This window comes from Azospirillum brasilense (genome assembly GCF_022023855.1).
GTDB classification, from domain to species: domain Bacteria; phylum Pseudomonadota; class Alphaproteobacteria; order Azospirillales; family Azospirillaceae; genus Azospirillum; species Azospirillum brasilense_F.
Window position 1 is genome coordinate 425361 of record NZ_CP059452.1, and the last position, 15735, is coordinate 441095.

The following is a 15735-nucleotide window of genomic DNA, read 5'->3' on the forward strand; positions in this document are numbered from 1 at the left end:
CACCCGGTGGGTTGTGGACAGGCCATCGGCGACTCGATACGCTGCCGTATGGTCTCCGGAGTGTTACCGATGGAAGCGAAGACGCTGAACCGTGAATCTTGGCTGTCCGCCGCCTTTTCCGCCCTGGCGGAGGGCGGCGTCGAGCAGGTGCGGGTCGAGCTTCTGGCCAAGCGGCTGAAGGTGACCAAGGGCAGCTTCTACTGGCACTTCCGCGACCGGATGGAGCTGGTGGAGGCGATGCTGGAGGGCTGGAAGACCGGCCGCATCGAGGCGATCAAGGCGCAGACCCGCCTGGACGGCCGCACGCCGGCCGAGGGGCTGCGCCACGTTCTGTCGCTCTACGGCGGCAGCAGCAACCCGCGCGGCATCGCCATCGAGTTGGCGATGCGCGACTGGGCGCGCCGCGACCCCCGCGCGTCGGAGATCGTGGCGGAGGTCGACCGCGAGCGTTTGCGCTGCGTGTCGGACCTGTTCGCCGGCCTGGGGCTGGACCCCGACGACGCCTTCGCGCGGGCGTATCTGTTCTACTCGTTCATCTTCGGGGAAGGGCTGCTGGCACGCTCCGCCGCGCCGGACCGGTTCGAGAAGGCGCGGGACATCTGCGGGAAAGTGCTGGTGCCGGAGGGGGTTGTCTAGCGAGCGCGGTGTTGCCCCCACCCTTCCCACGGCTTTGCCGCGGGCCCCTTCCCTCCCCCGCTTCGCAAGGGAGGGAGACCAATCCCCTCCCCTGCGAAGCGGGGGAGGGTCAGGGAGGGGGCAAGCGTTGCCCCACCCGCAAGTTACGTCCCCGTCCCGCACACCGGCGCGAAGGGCAAGCCCGCCTGATCCAGCGCGCGGTCGATCACCTCGTCCGACGCGCCGTCGAACAGTTGCAGCAGCAGTTCATCCACCACCCATTCGTTCGTCGGGGTCAGGGCAGCAAACAGGTCGGCCATGACCTCCGCCTGGAAATCGTCGCGGCGGTTGTCGCTGCCCTCGTAGCCCATGCGCTTGGCCGTGGCGATGGCCACCTGAAAGGGCGGCACCAGGACCGGCGCGACCGACGCCTTCTTCAGCACCGCCCGCAGCCCCAATGCCCCGTCGTCCCAGGCCAGCTTGCGGGCGTTCTCCGCCGGGATGCCGGCCTTTGCCCCCAGCCCCGCCGAGAACAGCGCAACGTCGCCCGCGCACAGCACGCGGAACAGCAGCGCCGCGGTGAAGCGCCCGTTGGCGTGCAGCCAGCGGGCCACCGCCTCCACATCCTCCGAGCCGCGGAGCGCCGGACGCAGCAGCCGCAGCGTCGCCGACTCGCGGCCGCGGTTGGCCAGCCGGTCCACCAGATCCTTGGACAGGCCATGGCTGTGGGCCAGCGTGGCGCGCATCGCGTCGGAGACGAAGGCGACCAGCCGCTCCACCACGGCCAGCGGCAGGCCGGGGCGGGTTGCCGCGGCCTCGCTGACCATGCGCACCCGGCCGAAGCGGTCCAAGGCCCGGTGCAGCGCCGGTTCCGCCACCTCCGCACCGGGGTTGCGCAGCAGGGCGGTCACCACCGCGACGTTGCCGGTCTCGACGACGGCCCCAGCCACCCGCGCCGACACGGTGTGGCGGTTGGCGACGGCCATGTGCTTGCCGGCGTCGGGGTCCGCCAGCACGTCGAGCAGCAACTCGTCGCTCAGGCTCCCGGCGTCGCGCAGGATCGGGAAGGCCACGCGGGCCACGTCCTTCACCAGCCGCTCGGCCAGCTCCGCGGTCAGCATGGCGTTGTTGCGGATTTGCCAGGCCACCGCCTCGCGCACCGCCACCTGGGCGTCGGCGGCGAAGCAGTGCATCACCTCAAGCGCCAGCGACCGTTCGGCGTCGGTCAGCCCGCCTTTCTCCAGATCGCCGGCCAGCTTCTGCATCGTGTCGATGCGGGCCTCCGCCGACGAGGATTCGAGCAGGCGCTCGACGTCGCGGATGGACAGGGATGAGTCGGTCATGTGCGGATGCCTGCGGGTGGGAGATGCATAAGGCTGTTCAGTCAAGCCACTCAATCGAGGCCCTGGCCGGCGTAGCGGACCATATCGCCCCAGATGCGGTCGAGCCGGCGCAGCGTGCGGTAGGCGGCCTTCAGGTCGGCCGCCTCCGCCTCGTTGCGGACCAGGGCGCTGGCCTGCACCTGCTCCAGATTGAACAGCTCGTCGCGCAGCGTCCGTCCCTTGTCGGTCAGGCGCAGGCGGGCCGTGCGGCGGTCGCGTTGGCTGGCGCCGCGGTCGATGTAGCCGGCCTCGACCAGGATCTTCAGGCTGTAGGAGGCGTTGGACCCAAGATAATAGCCGCGCTCCATCAGGTCGCGGACCGACGGCTCGTCGTCGCCGATCAGCATGACCATCAGCGCCTGAACCGGCCCGATGTCGTCGATCCCCTGCCGCAACAGGCCGGCCCGCACGACGTCGAGGAATCGGCGGTGCATCCGCTCGATCAGCCGGGCGAGCCCGTGATACTCGGCCAGTTCCGTCGCATCGATGGCGTCCGGTTTGGCTTCGGCCGGCTTGGATTCGGCGCCCGCCCGGCGCTGCGTGCTCATCCCTCGTCTCTCCGTCACTCGGCGGCCTGCGCCACGGCCGGGCCGCGGTAGCCGCCCGGATGGCGGCGGCGCCATTCCCACGCGCTGCCGATGATGCTGTCCAGATCGGGGAAGCGCGGCGCCCAGCCCAGCTCGCCCCGGATGCGCTCCGACGAGGCGATCAGCACCGCCGGATCGCCGGCACGGCGAGGCCCGACCTTGACCGGGACCGTCAGGCCGGTGACCCGCTCCGTCGCCTCGATCACCTGGCGGACGCTGTAGCCCGTGCCATTGCCCAGGTTGAAGCGGACGCTCTGCGTCTCCAGCGCCGGCAGCACCCGCAGATGCGCGTCGGCGAGGTCGCAGACATGGATGTAGTCGCGCACGCAAGTGCCGTCCGCCGTCGGGTAGTCGTCGCCAAAAATCTCGATGTGCGAGCGCCGGCCGCTGGCCGCGTCGAGCACCAGCGGGATCAGGTGGGTTTCCGGGTGATGATCCTCGCCAATGATCCCGTTCGGGTGCGCGCCGGCGGCGTTGAAGTAGCGCAGGCAGGCGGAGCGCAAGCCGTGGCAGCGGTCCGCCCAGTGCAAGGCGCGCTCGATGAAGAACTTAGATTCGCCGTAGGGGCTGCCGGGGTCGATGGTGGTCTCCTCGTCGATCGGCTGGCGCTCCGGCGTGCCGAACAGGTTGGCGGTCGAGGAGAAGACCATCTTGCGCACGCCGGCCGTGGTCGCCGCGCGGATCAGGTTCAGCGAGTTGACGGTGTTGCCGTGCAGATAGAGATGCGGGTCGCGCATCGATTCACCGACCAGCGACAGGGCGGCGAAATGGAACACCGCGTCGAAGCGCCATTCGGCGAAGACGCGGGTCAGCGCGTCCATGTCGGCAAGGTCGGCCTCCACGAAGGCGGCATCGGACGGCACGGCGGCGCGGTGGCCCTGGCGCAGGTTGTCGAGCACGACGACCCGGAAGCCGCGGTCGAGCAGTTCGGCCACACAGTGACTGCCGACATAGCCGGCACCGCCGGTCACGAGTACGGTCTGGGGCGTGTTCATCGTAAATATTCCTTGGATTTGAGAAATATTCGTCAGTCCAGGCACCCGCCGGCATCAAAGGATCGTACATCCCCCGGTGGCAAGTGCAAGAGTTCCGCGATGCACCATGCCGTCAATTCAGACGGAAGGCCAGTTGACGAAAAAGAGACATGAGCGCCGGAAAATGCTCGGAACATGATCAGAAAAATGTGCTGAAACAACATTTTACAGCGCTGCAAATACCCCTTTCGATCGGTGTCGGACGGGGTAAGGGCTCAAAGTTGTCACACGCCGCAGCGCAGCGTCGGACGTAAGCGGAAATGGCGCGGGACCGGTCTTCACGCAATGGGCGGCCTTTGTCCGGACTTCGTCTCAAAAGGAGTTCATGCGGCTCGGCTGCATCTCAATATTTCGTTAACCATGAAACCCTTTGCATGACCGGCTTCATGGCCCGCCTCAAAACCTGAGAACGCGGGTCTCCGGAACGTGGCCGGAACGCGGGACGCAAGAAAAGGAATCGGCATGAGCGGTACGGATCGGACCCTGCTGACCCAAGCCTACCGGAAGATCGGACGCGGCCTGCTGCTGGCCGGCGCCCTCACCTTCTTCGTCAACATCCTGATGCTGGTGGTGCCGCTCTACACGATGCAGGTGTACGACCGCGTGATGAGCAGCCGCAGCCTGGAGACGTTGACCATGCTCGCGGTGATCTCCGTGGGCGGGTTGGTGCTGTACGGCGTGCTGGACTTCATCCGGGCGCGCGCCTTCCTGGTCTGCGGGGCGGTGATCGCGCACCGCTTCAACGTGCCGGCGCTGCAGGCGGCCATCGTGGACGCGCTGGGCGGCGGAACGCGCAACGCCGGCCAGACGATGCGCGACCTGAACGACCTGCGGAACTTCATGACCAGCAACGCCGTGGTGGTGCCGCTGGACCTGCTGTGGACGCCGATCTTCCTGGTCATCCTGTTCATCCTGCACCCGATCTACGGCTGGATCGCGGTGGGGTCGGCGCTGCTGCTGCTGACCATGAACGCGCTGACCGACGCACTGACCCGCCGCCCCATCGCCGACGCGAACGAGGCGTCGGCCAAGGTCTTCGCCGACGTCGCTAGCACGGTCCGCCACGCCGAGGCCATCGAGGCCATGGGCATGCTGCCGCCGCTGGCCCGGCGCTGGCAGATGGCGCAGATCGGCTCCGCCTCGCTGATCGACCGCGGCGTGGTGCTGTCGCGCGGCATGGCCTCGGCCTCCCGCTCGCTGCGGCTGATCCTGCAGATCGCCACGATTTCCGCGGGCGCCGCGCTGGTCATCCGGAACGAGGCGTCGCCGGGCAGCATGATCGCCACCGGCATCATCATGGCCCGCCTGCTCCAGCCCTTTGAGCATCTGGTGGAGAACTGGCGGCAGTGGGTCGTCGCCCAGACCGCCCACAAGCGCATCCGCGAGCTTCTGAACGGCGAGGGCGCGCGGCGCAGCACCATGCCGCTGCCCCGCCCCGACGGGCGCCTGACCGTGGACCGCGTCAGCCATGTGCCGAAGGGTCTGCAGCGCCCGGTGCTGCGCGGCGTCTCCTTCGCGCTGGAGCCGGGGGAGGTGCTGGGGATCATCGGCCCGTCGGGCGCCGGAAAATCGACCCTTGCCCGCCTGCTCGTCGGCATCTGGGAGCCCACCGCCGGCGGCATCTACCTCGACGGCACCAGCACCTTCCTGTGGGAGCGCGAGAGCTTCGGCCAGTATGTCGGCTATGTGCCGCAGTCGGTGGCGCTGCTCGACGGCACCATCGGCGAGAACATCGCCCGCATGGCCCAGGCCGACCCGGCGGAGATCGTGCGGGCCGCCCGGCTGGCCGGAGTCCACGACATGATCGGGCGCCTGCCCTTCGGCTACGATACGCCGGTCGGCGAGAACGCCTTCGCCCTGTCCGGCGGCCAGCGGCAGCGCATCGCGCTGGCCCGCGCGCTGTTCGGCAAGCCGCGCCTGATCGTTCTGGACGAGCCCAACTCCAACCTCGACCATGAGGGCGAGCAGGCGCTGCTGACCGCGATCAACCACGCGCGGCGCGATGGCGCCACCATCGTGATGGTCGCCCACCGCCCCTCCATCGTATCCGTTGCCGACAAGCTGCTCGTCCTCAAGGACGGAATGGTCGAGCATTTCGGCGAACGCACCGACGTGCTGAAGATGGTCCAGCCCGGCGGCGCCGTGAAGGTGGCCCGGCTGGTCCGGACGGGAGAATCCGCATGACCGACACGACGCTTTCCCAGCCCGCGAACACGCCAGCCTCCCTCACCGCCGCTTGGTCGCCGGTCATCGACGTGACGCCGCACGAGCCGACGCTGCGCGGCACCGCGCTGGCCGGGGCGCTGGCCGTCGCCATCGGCTTCGGCGGCTTCTTCGGCTGGGCCTTCACCGCCAGCCTGGACAGCGCGGCCATCGCGTCCGGCACCATCATGGTGGAAAGCCACCGCAAGACCGTCTCCCATCTGGAGGGCGGTATCCTCAGCGAACTGCTGGTCAAGGACGGCGACATGGTGGAGGCCGGGCAGGTCCTGCTGCGGCTCGACACCACGCAGAGCGGCGCGGTGGTCGCCCAGCTTCACGGTCAATACTGGACCTCGCTGGCCCGGCTGGCCCGGCTGCGCGCCGAGCAGACCGACGCGAAAGCCCCGGTCTATGCCGACGAGCTGGTGGCCGCCGCCAAGACCAGCTCCGTCGCCGCCGAGGCCCTGGCCGCCGAACAGCGCCTGTTCGAATCGCGACGCGACGCCTATGAGGGACAGATCTCCATCCAGCGCAAGCGCATCGGCCAGCTCCGCGACGAGCTGGTGGCGCTGGAGTCGCAGCGCGTCGCCGCCAACGACCGGCTGCGCTACACCCAGGAGGAGCTGCGGATCGTCGAAACGCTTCTCGCCAAGGGCTACGAGCGCAAGCCGCGCATGCTGGAGCTTCAGCGCAACGTCGCCGACACCAAGGGGCGGCTGGGCGAGATCCAGGCCGACAAGTCAAAGGCCGAACAAGGCATCGCCGCGGCGGAGTTGGAGATCATCAACCTCGGCAACACCCGCCGGTCGGAGGTCGGGAACGAGCTTCAAACCGTCCAAGCCACCGTCTCCGACCTGTCGGAACGGCTGCGCAGCGCCGGCGACGTGCTGAAGCGCCAGGAATTGGTCGCCCCCCAGGCGGGCCGGGTCACCAACCTGCGCTTCTACACGCCGGGCGGCGTCATCCCGGCCGGTCAGGGCATCCTCGACATCGTCCCGCAGGACGACGGGCTGATCGTCGAGGCCCGCGTCTCCCCCGCCGACGTCCAGAACATCGACGTGGGCGGCAGCGCCATGGTGCGGCTGGTCGGTTATCGCCAGCGGCTGGTCCCGCCGGTGCAGGGAAAGGTCCTGACCCTCTCCGCCGACCAGCTCGAGGACGAGCGCACCGGGCAGGCTTATTTCCTCGCCCGGATCAGCCTCGACGCCGCGGCGCTGAAGGCCCTGCCGAACGTCGACCTGCATCCCGGCATGCCGACCGAGGTGATGATCCACGGGCACACCCGCAAGGCCATCGAGTATTTCCTGAGCCCCTTGACCGACGGCATGAACCGCGCCTTCCGCGAGAACTGACCGAGGCGGCGCACCGGATCATTTCGCACGCTCCACCGTTGCCCAGCAGGCAAGAAAAGGAGCGTGCGAGCATGACCACACAGTGGGACCGGAACACCCTGAAGCGCGTCGCCGACGCCATCGGCGACGTCCATCTTTACGACAAGCACCACACTGGCGAGTTCATCGCCATGCGCCTGCGCGATTCGCTGGCCGACAGCCCCGGTTATGACCGGGCGGCGGTCGACGACAAGCTGATGCAGCTGGCGCGGGTCGCGTTGGATGCCGCAGAGGCCGGGAAAGCCTGATCCGAAACAGGCGCAAGATAAAAATTTTCGTCCCCTCGGGGGCGTTGCCCCACAGCCATCCGGCGGCCTTCGGCCCGACATCGGTGCGTCGCCGGAACGGCTCGGGCCTCGGGCAATGCCCGTTCGGGTCGTCTCGTGGAGCGCCTTTCGAACGCCGTGCGCTACCAAGCGGACCGCATCGCTCCGCCCCCGCTTTCAAATTCCGGCTTTTAAAATAGCTTGTCCTTCCCGCCGGATTTTTAAAATTCCGGGGTTTTGAATGCGATGCAGCATCGGCGGCATCTCCGAGGTGCAATGATCAACGACATAATCCTAAGCCAAACGCATAGGACTTAAGGATCAACTAAAGGCATTTTGTCGAATTTCAGCAAAAACGCCCTCCTGGCGTCTTTAAAAGTATTAGAGGCAAACAATTTTGTTTCTTTTGCCAATTATGAGTCTTCGTTTTTGAAAGAGGCCGTAAAAACGCCGATCTGCCGCGACGTACAAAATTAGATGTTTAGATTTTCGAAGGGCTTTGAAGCCAAGGTGACAGCAATGACGTAATGAACGTTGATGATTATTGTGTTTTGACTCTATGAACTCAAGATTTGCCTGGGTTTGACCTTAGTTTTGTCACAGCCCTGCCGAACGGTATTTGGGTAAAGGCTTAGGGGTACCTCGCCATTTCGGGGTAGGAAATCCCCCACCCCACCGAATCCCATCGTTAAGGAGTATGATTCATGGCCACCCTTCCTGGCGGCAACTATGACGACATCATCACCGGTACCAACGGCAGCGACTTCATCAACGGCGGCAACGGTGACGACATCCTGATGGGTGGCAACGGCGCCGACACGGTCCTGGGCGGCGACGGGCGCGACGCCCTGTTCGGCGGGAACGGCGACGACCTCCTGAGCGGCGGCAGCGGGGCCGACGTCCTCGACGGCGGCAATGGCAACGACACGCTGGATGGCGGGGATGGAGACGATTACCTGTCCGGCGGCAACGGCGACGACGTCCTGAGCGGCGGCCGCGGCAACGACATTCTCGACGGCGGCAACGGCGACGACGTCCTGAACGGCGGCGACGGCGCCGACATTCTGAGGGGCGGCAACGGCGACGACGTCCTGACGGGCGGCGGCCACAACGATTACCTGGACGGCGGCGCCGGCAACGACATCCTGATGGGCGGCACGGGCGACGACATCCTGAAGGGTGGCGAGGGCGACGACTTCCTGTCCGGAGGTGATGGGAACGACATCCTGGACGGCGGTGCGGGCAACGACCTGCTGGTCGGCGGCGCCGGCAACGACGTCTTCGTCTTCTCCGGCGGCGGCGGCCAGGACGTGGTTCTCGACTTCCGTGCGGGCGAGGACGTCCTCCAGATCGAGCGCAACATCAACGGTCTGGAAATCAACGACGCCTCCGATCTGGCGGCACGCGTCACCGACATGGGCGGCAACGCCGTCATCGATCTCGGCAACGGCGACAGCATCATGCTGAAGGGCGTTTCGGCCGACGAAGTTCACAACAATCCGAACGACTTCTTCGTCATTCACTAAAGCCGTAACCCACTCAGGTACCGGACCGGCGGCGTGCTGAATCCACGCCGCCGATGGGTCCGGCTAAGGAACGCATGACCGTGCTCGCCGTCCTGCCGGCCTCCGCCTCCATCGCGTCCGCCCAGCTCCATGCGCTCGGCGACGACTTCGTGCTCGCCTCGTGGGAGAGCGACGGACCGGAGCCCTCCGGCCGGGTCGTTCCCACCCTCGACGGCGAGGAGGTCCGGCCGCCCTACACCACCTTGTCCGTCCGGACGAGTTGGGGTGGGCAGCGGGTGCTGTCGATCCTGCGGGCGCCCCGGATCTCCGGTGCGCCCGTCCGTTTCGTAGCCCAGAGCCGCGTCGTCGCGGAGGTCCTGGCCGAACCGCAGGTTCCTGACCCCGACCCCGCCTTCCTGCTGGGCAGCCTCGACGCGCCCTCGCGGCTGCGCGTTGTACGTTTCCTCTTCGATTTCGCGCGCTCCACCCCGTCGTTGCGCAGCGACGCCGGCTTCGCCGCGGTCTGCCGCCGCATGGTGCTGGAGCTGTCGCCCACCCCCTCCCCCCTCGTCGCCCGCGCCCTGGCGACCGACGAGCTTCTGCTCTGCGGCGGTTCGCTGTCGTCGGGCTTCGGCGAGGTGACGGGGGCGGTCATCATCACCGCGGGCGCCGTCGGCCCCTCCCCCTTCGACGTCTGCGTCGGCTCCGCTCTGGACCGGCGCGGGCGCGCCGCCATGTCGCTGCTGGTCGACAAGGCGCTGTGCGCGCCGGGCAACCTGCTGGTGGTGCTGGGCCGCAACGGGCTGGCCTGCCGCGCCTTCTCGGCCGTGGCACCCAACCTGCCGAGCCTGACCGAGCGGCTGTCGACACGCCGCGACACGCCGCTGGAGCTGCGCCAGTACATTCTGAATGCGCTCGCCCAGCGCGGGCGGTCGGACGCCACGGCGGCCGCGGCGGTGCGCGAGCTTCAGGTGCTCGCCCCGCTGCCCAAGCGGCAGGTCGCCGACGCCAAGCGCTCCATCGGCGCCGCCCTCGACCTCGCCGTTCCGACCGGCGACGGCGGGCTGTTCCTGGCCGGCTGGGTGCACGACCCGCATGGCCTGTCCGGCGGCCTCACCGTGCACACGCCCTTTGGCGGCGAGCGCCGGCTGGAGATTCTGGAGCACCGCTTCCCGCGCGAAGACGTGGCGAAGCTGTTCGGCACCGCCCCGTCCACCGACCGCAGCGGCTTCGTCGCCTACCTGCCCGGCGCGCCCGAACCCGCGGCGGCGCTCCAGGTCCATGCGGAGCTTCGCCTCGGCTCCGGCGGGTCGATCCGGCTGGTGCCGCCGCTGCGCCCGCTGTCGCCCGCCGACGCCCGCGCCGCGGTTCTGGGCAGCCTGCCGCCGCAGCACGCGACTCCGCTGGTTCTGGAAACGGTGATCGCCCCGGCCGTGGCACCGCTCCACGCCGCCCACATGGCGAGCCGCGGCGAGCCGGAGACGGTCAATTTCGGGCGCGTTCCGGAGACGCCGGCCGTCTCGGTCATCATCCCGCTCTACAAGGCGCTGGAATTCCTGCGCTTCCAGCTCTCCAGCTTCGCCACCGATCCCGGCATGGCCGGGGCGGAGCTGATCTTCGTGCTCGACAGCCCGGAGCAGCGCGACGAGCTGGTGCACATGCTGCACGGTTTCCACGCGCTCTACGGCCTGCCGATGCGGGTGCTGGTGCAGCCGGCCAATTACGGCTACTCGGCGGCCAACAACGCGGGTGTCGCCGCCTCCACCGGGCGGACGCTGCTGTTCCTCAATTCCGACGTGATCCCCGACCAGCCCGGCTGGCTGCCCGCCCTGCTCGCCGCGTTGGAGCGCGCGCCGGGGACCGGGGCGGTCGGGCCGAAGCTGCTGTTCGACGACGACAGCCTGCAGCACGCCGGCCTGTACTTCGACCGCGACGTCCGCGGGCGCTGGTACAACCATCACTTCTTCAAGGGCCTGCCGCGCGACTTCCTGCCCGCCCGGCGGGAGCGCAGCGTGCCCGGCGTGACCGGCGCCTGCCTGATGATGACCCGCGAGACCTTCGACGCCGTGGGCGGCTTCTGCGAGGACTATATCATCGGCGACTACGAGGACTCCGACCTCTGCCTGCGCATCCGCAAGGCCGGGCTGGACATCCGCTACGTCCCCTCGGTCGATCTGTACCATCTGGAGCGCCGCTCGATCAGCCGGCACCAGGGCTACACCCGCGGCGTCGCCTCCGAATACAACGGCTGGCTCCACGCCCGCCGCTGGGCCGCGATGATGGAAGAGCTGGCCGCCCGCGACTGGAGCGCGTTGCCGCCGCCGCCCGCGCTGGAGGACAGCCTGATGCGCCCCCTGTCGGCGGGCGCCCCCACGGACACCGCCCTTCCCGTTGCCGTTCCGGGCAAATCCCGCCTGTTCGGGCGCACGAACCGGAACCGGAGCTGACTTGATGAACGAGATCCTTACCGGGCGCCGCCTCGCCGTCCTGCGCCGCAACACCGACCCCCGGCTGGAATGGCTGTGCGCGCAGATCGCCCGCAACCGCTTCCTGCCCGTGCCGCCGCCGGACCGCGTGTTCATCGGCGACGGCGATTTCCGGGCCATCGGGGCGGAATTCCTGCGCCACTTCGTGCGCGTCGGCGGGCTGAAGCCGAAGCACCGCGTGCTGGAGATCGGCTGCGGCATCGGCCGCATGGCCGTGCCGCTGACCCAGTATCTCGACTCCAGCTACGACGGCGTGGACATCGTCGAGGACGGCATCCGCTGGTGCGCGGAGACGATCACCCCGGCCTATCCGGAGTTTCGCTTTCGGACGCTCGACGTGGCGAATGCGCTCTACAACCCCGGAGGGGCGGAGGACGCGGCGCAGACCCGCCTGCCCTTCCCGGACGGCGGGCACGACTTCGTGATCCTGACTTCGGTCATCACCCATCTGCGGACAGCGGAGACGGTGCGCTACGCGGCGGAGATCGCCCGCGTGCTGAAGCCGGGCGGACGCTGCTTCCTCAGCCTGTTCCTGGTGGACGCCCGCGCGCGGGACGGCATCGCCAAGAAGACCGCCCGCCCGGCCTTCTTTGAGGCAGCCGGGCCGGAGTTCATCGCCGACGAGGCCAACCCGAACGCCGCCGTCGCCTACAGCGAGTCCTTCCTGCTGGACACCTTCGCGGAACAGGGGCTGCGCCCGGCGCGCCCGGTCCTGCGCGGCCACTGGAGCGGGCAGCGCAACGCCGAGAATTTCCAGGATCTCCTGGTTCTGGAAAAGGAGGCCGCCCGATGAGCCTGCCCCGCGTCCTCGTCGTCGCCCACAATCATCCCAGCCTGCATCCCGGCGGCACGGAAATCTTCGCGCACGAGCTGTTCGGCAGCCTGAAGGCCAAGGGGGCCGAGGCCCTGTTCCTCGCCTGCACCAACGGCGTCCACCGCGACCGCAAGCCCGGCACCAACCTCCAGACTCTGGGCCGCAGCGCCGACGAGGTGGTGCTGTGGGCCGGGCATTTCGATCATTTCTTCCAGAGCCAGATCGACCTGCACGGCATCGTGCCCGACCTGTCGAACCTGCTGCGCGCCTTCCAGCCGGACATCGTGCACATCCACCACACGCTGCTGCTGGGCGTGGAGATGCTGTTCCTGATCCGCCGCGTCTGCCCGCGGGCGCGGATCGTCTACACGCTGCACGACTACTACCCGATCTGCGCCAACGACGGGCAGATGGTGACGACCAGCGGGCATGCACTGTGCCGCATGGCCTCGCCCGACGCCTGCCACCGCTGCTTCCCCGACCGGCCGGCCGACCAGTTCGTGCTGCGCGAGAAGCACATCAAGGCGATGTTCGGGCTGGTCGACCATTTCCTGGCGCCCAGCGCCTTCCTGCGCGACCGCTACATCGCCTGGGGCATCGACCCGGACAGCATCTCCGTCATGGAGAACGGGCGCCCGGCGGTCCGTCCGGCGCCGCACCGGCCGCTACCCGCGGGCGCGCCGCGCAACGCCTTCGCCTATTTCGGCAACCTGAACCCCTTCAAGGGGATCACCGTCGCGCTGGACGCCGCCGCCCGGCTGGAGAAGCAGGGGCAGGACCTGACGCTGGCCGTCCATGGCGGCGCGCCCTTCCAGACCGACGCCTTCAAGGACAAGGTCGAGCAGGGCTTCAAGGGCGCCCGCGGCACCGCCGTCCGCCACGGCCCCTACCGGCGCGAGGAGATGCCCGAGCTGATGGCCGCCGCCGACTGGGTGGTGATGCCGTCGATCTGGTGGGAGAACGCCCCGCTGGTCATCCGCGAAGCCTTCCAGCACCGCCGCCCGGTCATCTGCAGCGGCATCGGCGGCATGGCGGAATCGGTGACCGACGGGGTGGACGGGCTGCATTTCCGGGCGGGGGACGCCGCGGATCTGGCGCGCGTGATGACGCGCGCGATGACCGAGCCGGGGCTTTGGGACCGGCTCGTCTCCAACATGCCGGCGGTCCCGACAACCGGGGAGTCCGCCGAAAAACACGTCATTCTCTATGACGACATAATGAATGGTCCGGGGGGATCGCATGCGCAGGGCTCGATTGCGGGGAGCATCGCGGTATGAAGGAACCGATCACCAAGGCCGACATCACGGCAGCCATTCTTCTTGACGACGACACGCTCGTCCTTTTCGGCGCCATTGACCGGGCGCTGCCCGCGCAGGGCGCCGTGCATCTCGACGGGTCGGTGGAGGGCCGCTACGCCGGACGCTCCTGGGCCGACGCCGAGGGCGAGCGCTGGTTCCTCGGCGGCATCCGCGTGCCGGGGCTGGCCCAGATGCGCCCGTCGCGCGTCGAACTGGCGGACGAGAAGGGGGAACGCCTCGTCCTGCCGCGCCTGTCCAACGTCCGCACCAACCCGTCGCACCTCGTCTCGGCGCTGAAGGGCTTCCAGCCCGGCGCGCTGGCCCTGGCGCTGGATTTCGCGATCCAGCTCGCCGCCTCCTCGAAGGACGGGGCGGAGAGCGAGTCCGACCGCATCGGGCGCCTGCTCTCGGGCCTCGCCCAGGAGGTGTCGCAGCCGGACGGTTTCGCCGAGGTGTTCGGCCGCTTCCGCGACGGCAGCCTGATGCTCCAGGGTTGGGCGCGCAGCTTCCGCAACGGCGCCCAGAAGATCCTGATCGAGGCGGAGGAAACCGCCGCCTACCGCGCCACCGCCGGGTCCTTCGCCCGTCCGGACCTGCCGCCGGAGGCGTCGGGCGTGATGGCGGTGCTGACCGACCAGACCCCGCTTCCCACCGCCATCCGCCGCGTCCACTATCGCGCCGCCGAGGGTTGGCGCCATCTGGAGATCTTCGAGCACCGCACCATCCTGCCCGACGGCGTCGCCTCCGCCCATGTGCGCGACATGCTGGGCAACATCCAGGACGCCGAGACGCGCCAGCGGATGACGCGCATCGCCGCGTCGCGCTACGACGGAGCGGAAACGGTGTCGCGGCTCGACATCCCGGTGCGCACCGGCTTGGACATGGCGCTGCGCGTGCCGGGGGCCGGGCTGTTCGTCGCTGGCTGGCTGCTCGACCCGACGCGGCAGGTCCGCGCCGTCACGCTGAAGGGGCCGGGCGTCGCCGTCCGGCTCGACGAGGGCTGGTCGCGGCTGGCCCGCCGCGACGTGACGGAGGCGTTCCAGCATGACGGCCTGTTCGCCGGGCGCATGATCCCCGGCCAGGACCAGCACGGGTTCACCGCCTTCGCCGCCGAACCGTCGGGCCTGCCCCCGGGCGCCGAGTTCCATCTTGAGCTGGAACTGGCCGACGACCGCTTCGCCTTCCTGCCGCTGAGCTGCCTGCCGCCGGCTCCGGAAGCGCTGCGCCGCATGCTGTCGCTGGTCAATCTGGACAGCCCGTCCATCGACACGCTGATCGCGCGCCATGTCGGACCGATGCTGCGCACCGCCCGCGCCCGCTCCGGTGCCGCGCCCTCTGCGGGCGTGCACCCGATGGGCCGTCCGGTGAAGGCGCCGCGCGTCTCGGTGATCCTGCCGGTGACCGACGGGCGCGAGGACGTGGACCTCAACATCGCCCGCCTAGCCATCGATCCGGACTTCGCGGAAACCGAACTGCTGGTGGTCGCCGCCGCCGGCACGCACGAGCGGCTGGGTGGTGCGGTCCGTCAGGCCGCCGCCTTCTACCGCATGGCCGTCACCTTCGTGGCCGCTCCCGACGCCACCGACGCCTTCGAGGCGATGGCCGCCGCCCTGCCCCACGCCCGCGGCGAGCGGGTGCTGACGCTCTCCCCCTCCGTCCTGCCGACCGAAAAGGGCTGGCTGGCGGCGCTGGAGCGGGTGTCGCGCAAGTCCGGCGGGCCGGTGATGGTCAGCCCGACCCTGCTCTACGAGGACCATTCGATCCGCTTTGCCGGCATCATGGCGGTTGAGGATTCGGACGGCGCCAAGACCTTCGAGCGCCGCTTCGCCGGCTACCCGCGCGACTGGCTGAAGGAGCAGGACGCGGCGACGGTGGACGCCGCCGCCCCGGAATGCGCGCTGCTGCCCAAGGACGCGCTGGTCCGCGCGCTGGCTGCCATGGGCTCCTACATGGGGGCCGACCACAAGGGGCTGGATCTCTGCCTGCGCCTGCGCGCGCTGGGCGGGGCCTGCGTCTGGCTGCCCCGCGTCACTCTGGTGGCGCTGGACGAACAGCCGCGCGACGCGCACGCCGACCGCTGGCGCCGCGCCGGCGCCATGGTGGACCGCTGGAGCTTCGAGGACATCTGGTCCGCCCGCGCCGCCGCCTGACCACA

12 protein-coding genes are annotated in these 15735 nt (G+C 69.1%); 9 read left to right on the forward strand and 3 right to left on the reverse strand.

All coding sequences use genetic code 11. From position 1 onward, the window contains the following. The first annotated feature begins 69 nt into the window (after positions 1 to 69). A complete protein-coding gene (locus H1Q64_RS28400; RefSeq protein WP_237907236.1) occupies positions 70 to 636 on the forward strand; it encodes a TetR/AcrR family transcriptional regulator in 567 nt (188 codons plus the stop codon). A 143-nt stretch (positions 637 to 779) separates the two neighbouring features. Here the strand turns inward: H1Q64_RS28400 and H1Q64_RS28405 are convergent, their stop codons facing one another. The 3 genes from H1Q64_RS28405 to galE are packed head-to-tail and all read right to left on the reverse strand — an operon-like array spanning position 780 to position 3579. Further along, positions 780 to 1958, reverse strand: a complete 1179-nt coding sequence (locus H1Q64_RS28405) for a DUF2336 domain-containing protein (protein WP_269145434.1) — start codon at positions 1956 to 1958, stop codon at positions 780 to 782. A 50-nt stretch (positions 1959 to 2008) separates the two neighbouring features. Further along, positions 2009 to 2545 (reverse strand): MarR family winged helix-turn-helix transcriptional regulator, encoded by a 537-nt coding sequence (locus H1Q64_RS28410; RefSeq protein ID WP_237907237.1) that lies wholly within the window; start codon positions 2543 to 2545, stop codon positions 2009 to 2011. A gap of 14 nt (positions 2546 to 2559) precedes the next feature. Continuing rightward, positions 2560 to 3579 (reverse strand): UDP-glucose 4-epimerase GalE, encoded by a 1020-nt coding sequence (galE, locus tag H1Q64_RS28415; protein ID WP_237907238.1) that lies wholly within the window; start codon positions 3577 to 3579, stop codon positions 2560 to 2562. 501 nt (positions 3580 to 4080) lie between these two features. Between galE and H1Q64_RS28420 the strand changes: the two genes are divergently transcribed. The 8 genes from H1Q64_RS28420 to H1Q64_RS28455 all read left to right on the forward strand — a co-directional run bounded on the left by H1Q64_RS28420 (position 4081) and on the right by H1Q64_RS28455 (position 15730). After that, the gene (locus tag H1Q64_RS28420) at positions 4081 to 5802 is read left to right on the forward strand and encodes a type I secretion system permease/ATPase (RefSeq protein WP_237907239.1); all 1722 of its coding nucleotides are present in this window, start codon (positions 4081 to 4083) and stop codon (positions 5800 to 5802) included. Next, positions 5799 to 7172 (forward strand): HlyD family type I secretion periplasmic adaptor subunit, encoded by a 1374-nt coding sequence (locus H1Q64_RS28425; RefSeq protein ID WP_237907240.1) that lies wholly within the window; start codon positions 5799 to 5801, stop codon positions 7170 to 7172. The genes H1Q64_RS28420 and H1Q64_RS28425 overlap by 4 nt, the downstream gene beginning before the upstream one ends. Before the next feature lie 71 nt (positions 7173 to 7243). Then, positions 7244 to 7459, forward strand: coding sequence for a hypothetical protein (locus H1Q64_RS28430; RefSeq protein ID WP_145624157.1), 216 nt, complete (start codon positions 7244 to 7246; stop codon positions 7457 to 7459). 722 nt (positions 7460 to 8181) lie between these two features. Continuing rightward, positions 8182 to 9003, forward strand: a complete 822-nt coding sequence (locus H1Q64_RS28435; RefSeq protein ID WP_237907241.1) for a calcium-binding protein — start codon at positions 8182 to 8184, stop codon at positions 9001 to 9003. A gap of 74 nt (positions 9004 to 9077) precedes the next feature. After that, the gene (locus H1Q64_RS28440; protein WP_237907242.1) at positions 9078 to 11429 is read left to right on the forward strand and encodes a glycosyltransferase family 2 protein; all 2352 of its coding nucleotides are present in this window, start codon (positions 9078 to 9080) and stop codon (positions 11427 to 11429) included. 4 nt (positions 11430 to 11433) lie between these two features. Next, positions 11434 to 12261 (forward strand): class I SAM-dependent methyltransferase, encoded by an 828-nt coding sequence (locus tag H1Q64_RS28445; protein WP_237907243.1) that lies wholly within the window; start codon positions 11434 to 11436, stop codon positions 12259 to 12261. After that, a complete protein-coding gene (locus H1Q64_RS28450) occupies positions 12258 to 13559 on the forward strand; it encodes a glycosyltransferase family 4 protein (RefSeq protein ID WP_237907244.1) in 1302 nt (433 codons plus the stop codon). Before H1Q64_RS28445 ends, H1Q64_RS28450 begins: the two co-directional genes overlap by 4 nt. Then, positions 13556 to 15730, forward strand: coding sequence for a glycosyltransferase family 2 protein (locus H1Q64_RS28455; protein WP_237907245.1), 2175 nt, complete (start codon positions 13556 to 13558; stop codon positions 15728 to 15730). The genes H1Q64_RS28450 and H1Q64_RS28455 overlap by 4 nt, the downstream gene beginning before the upstream one ends. Positions 15731 to 15735: the final 5 nt, after the last annotated feature.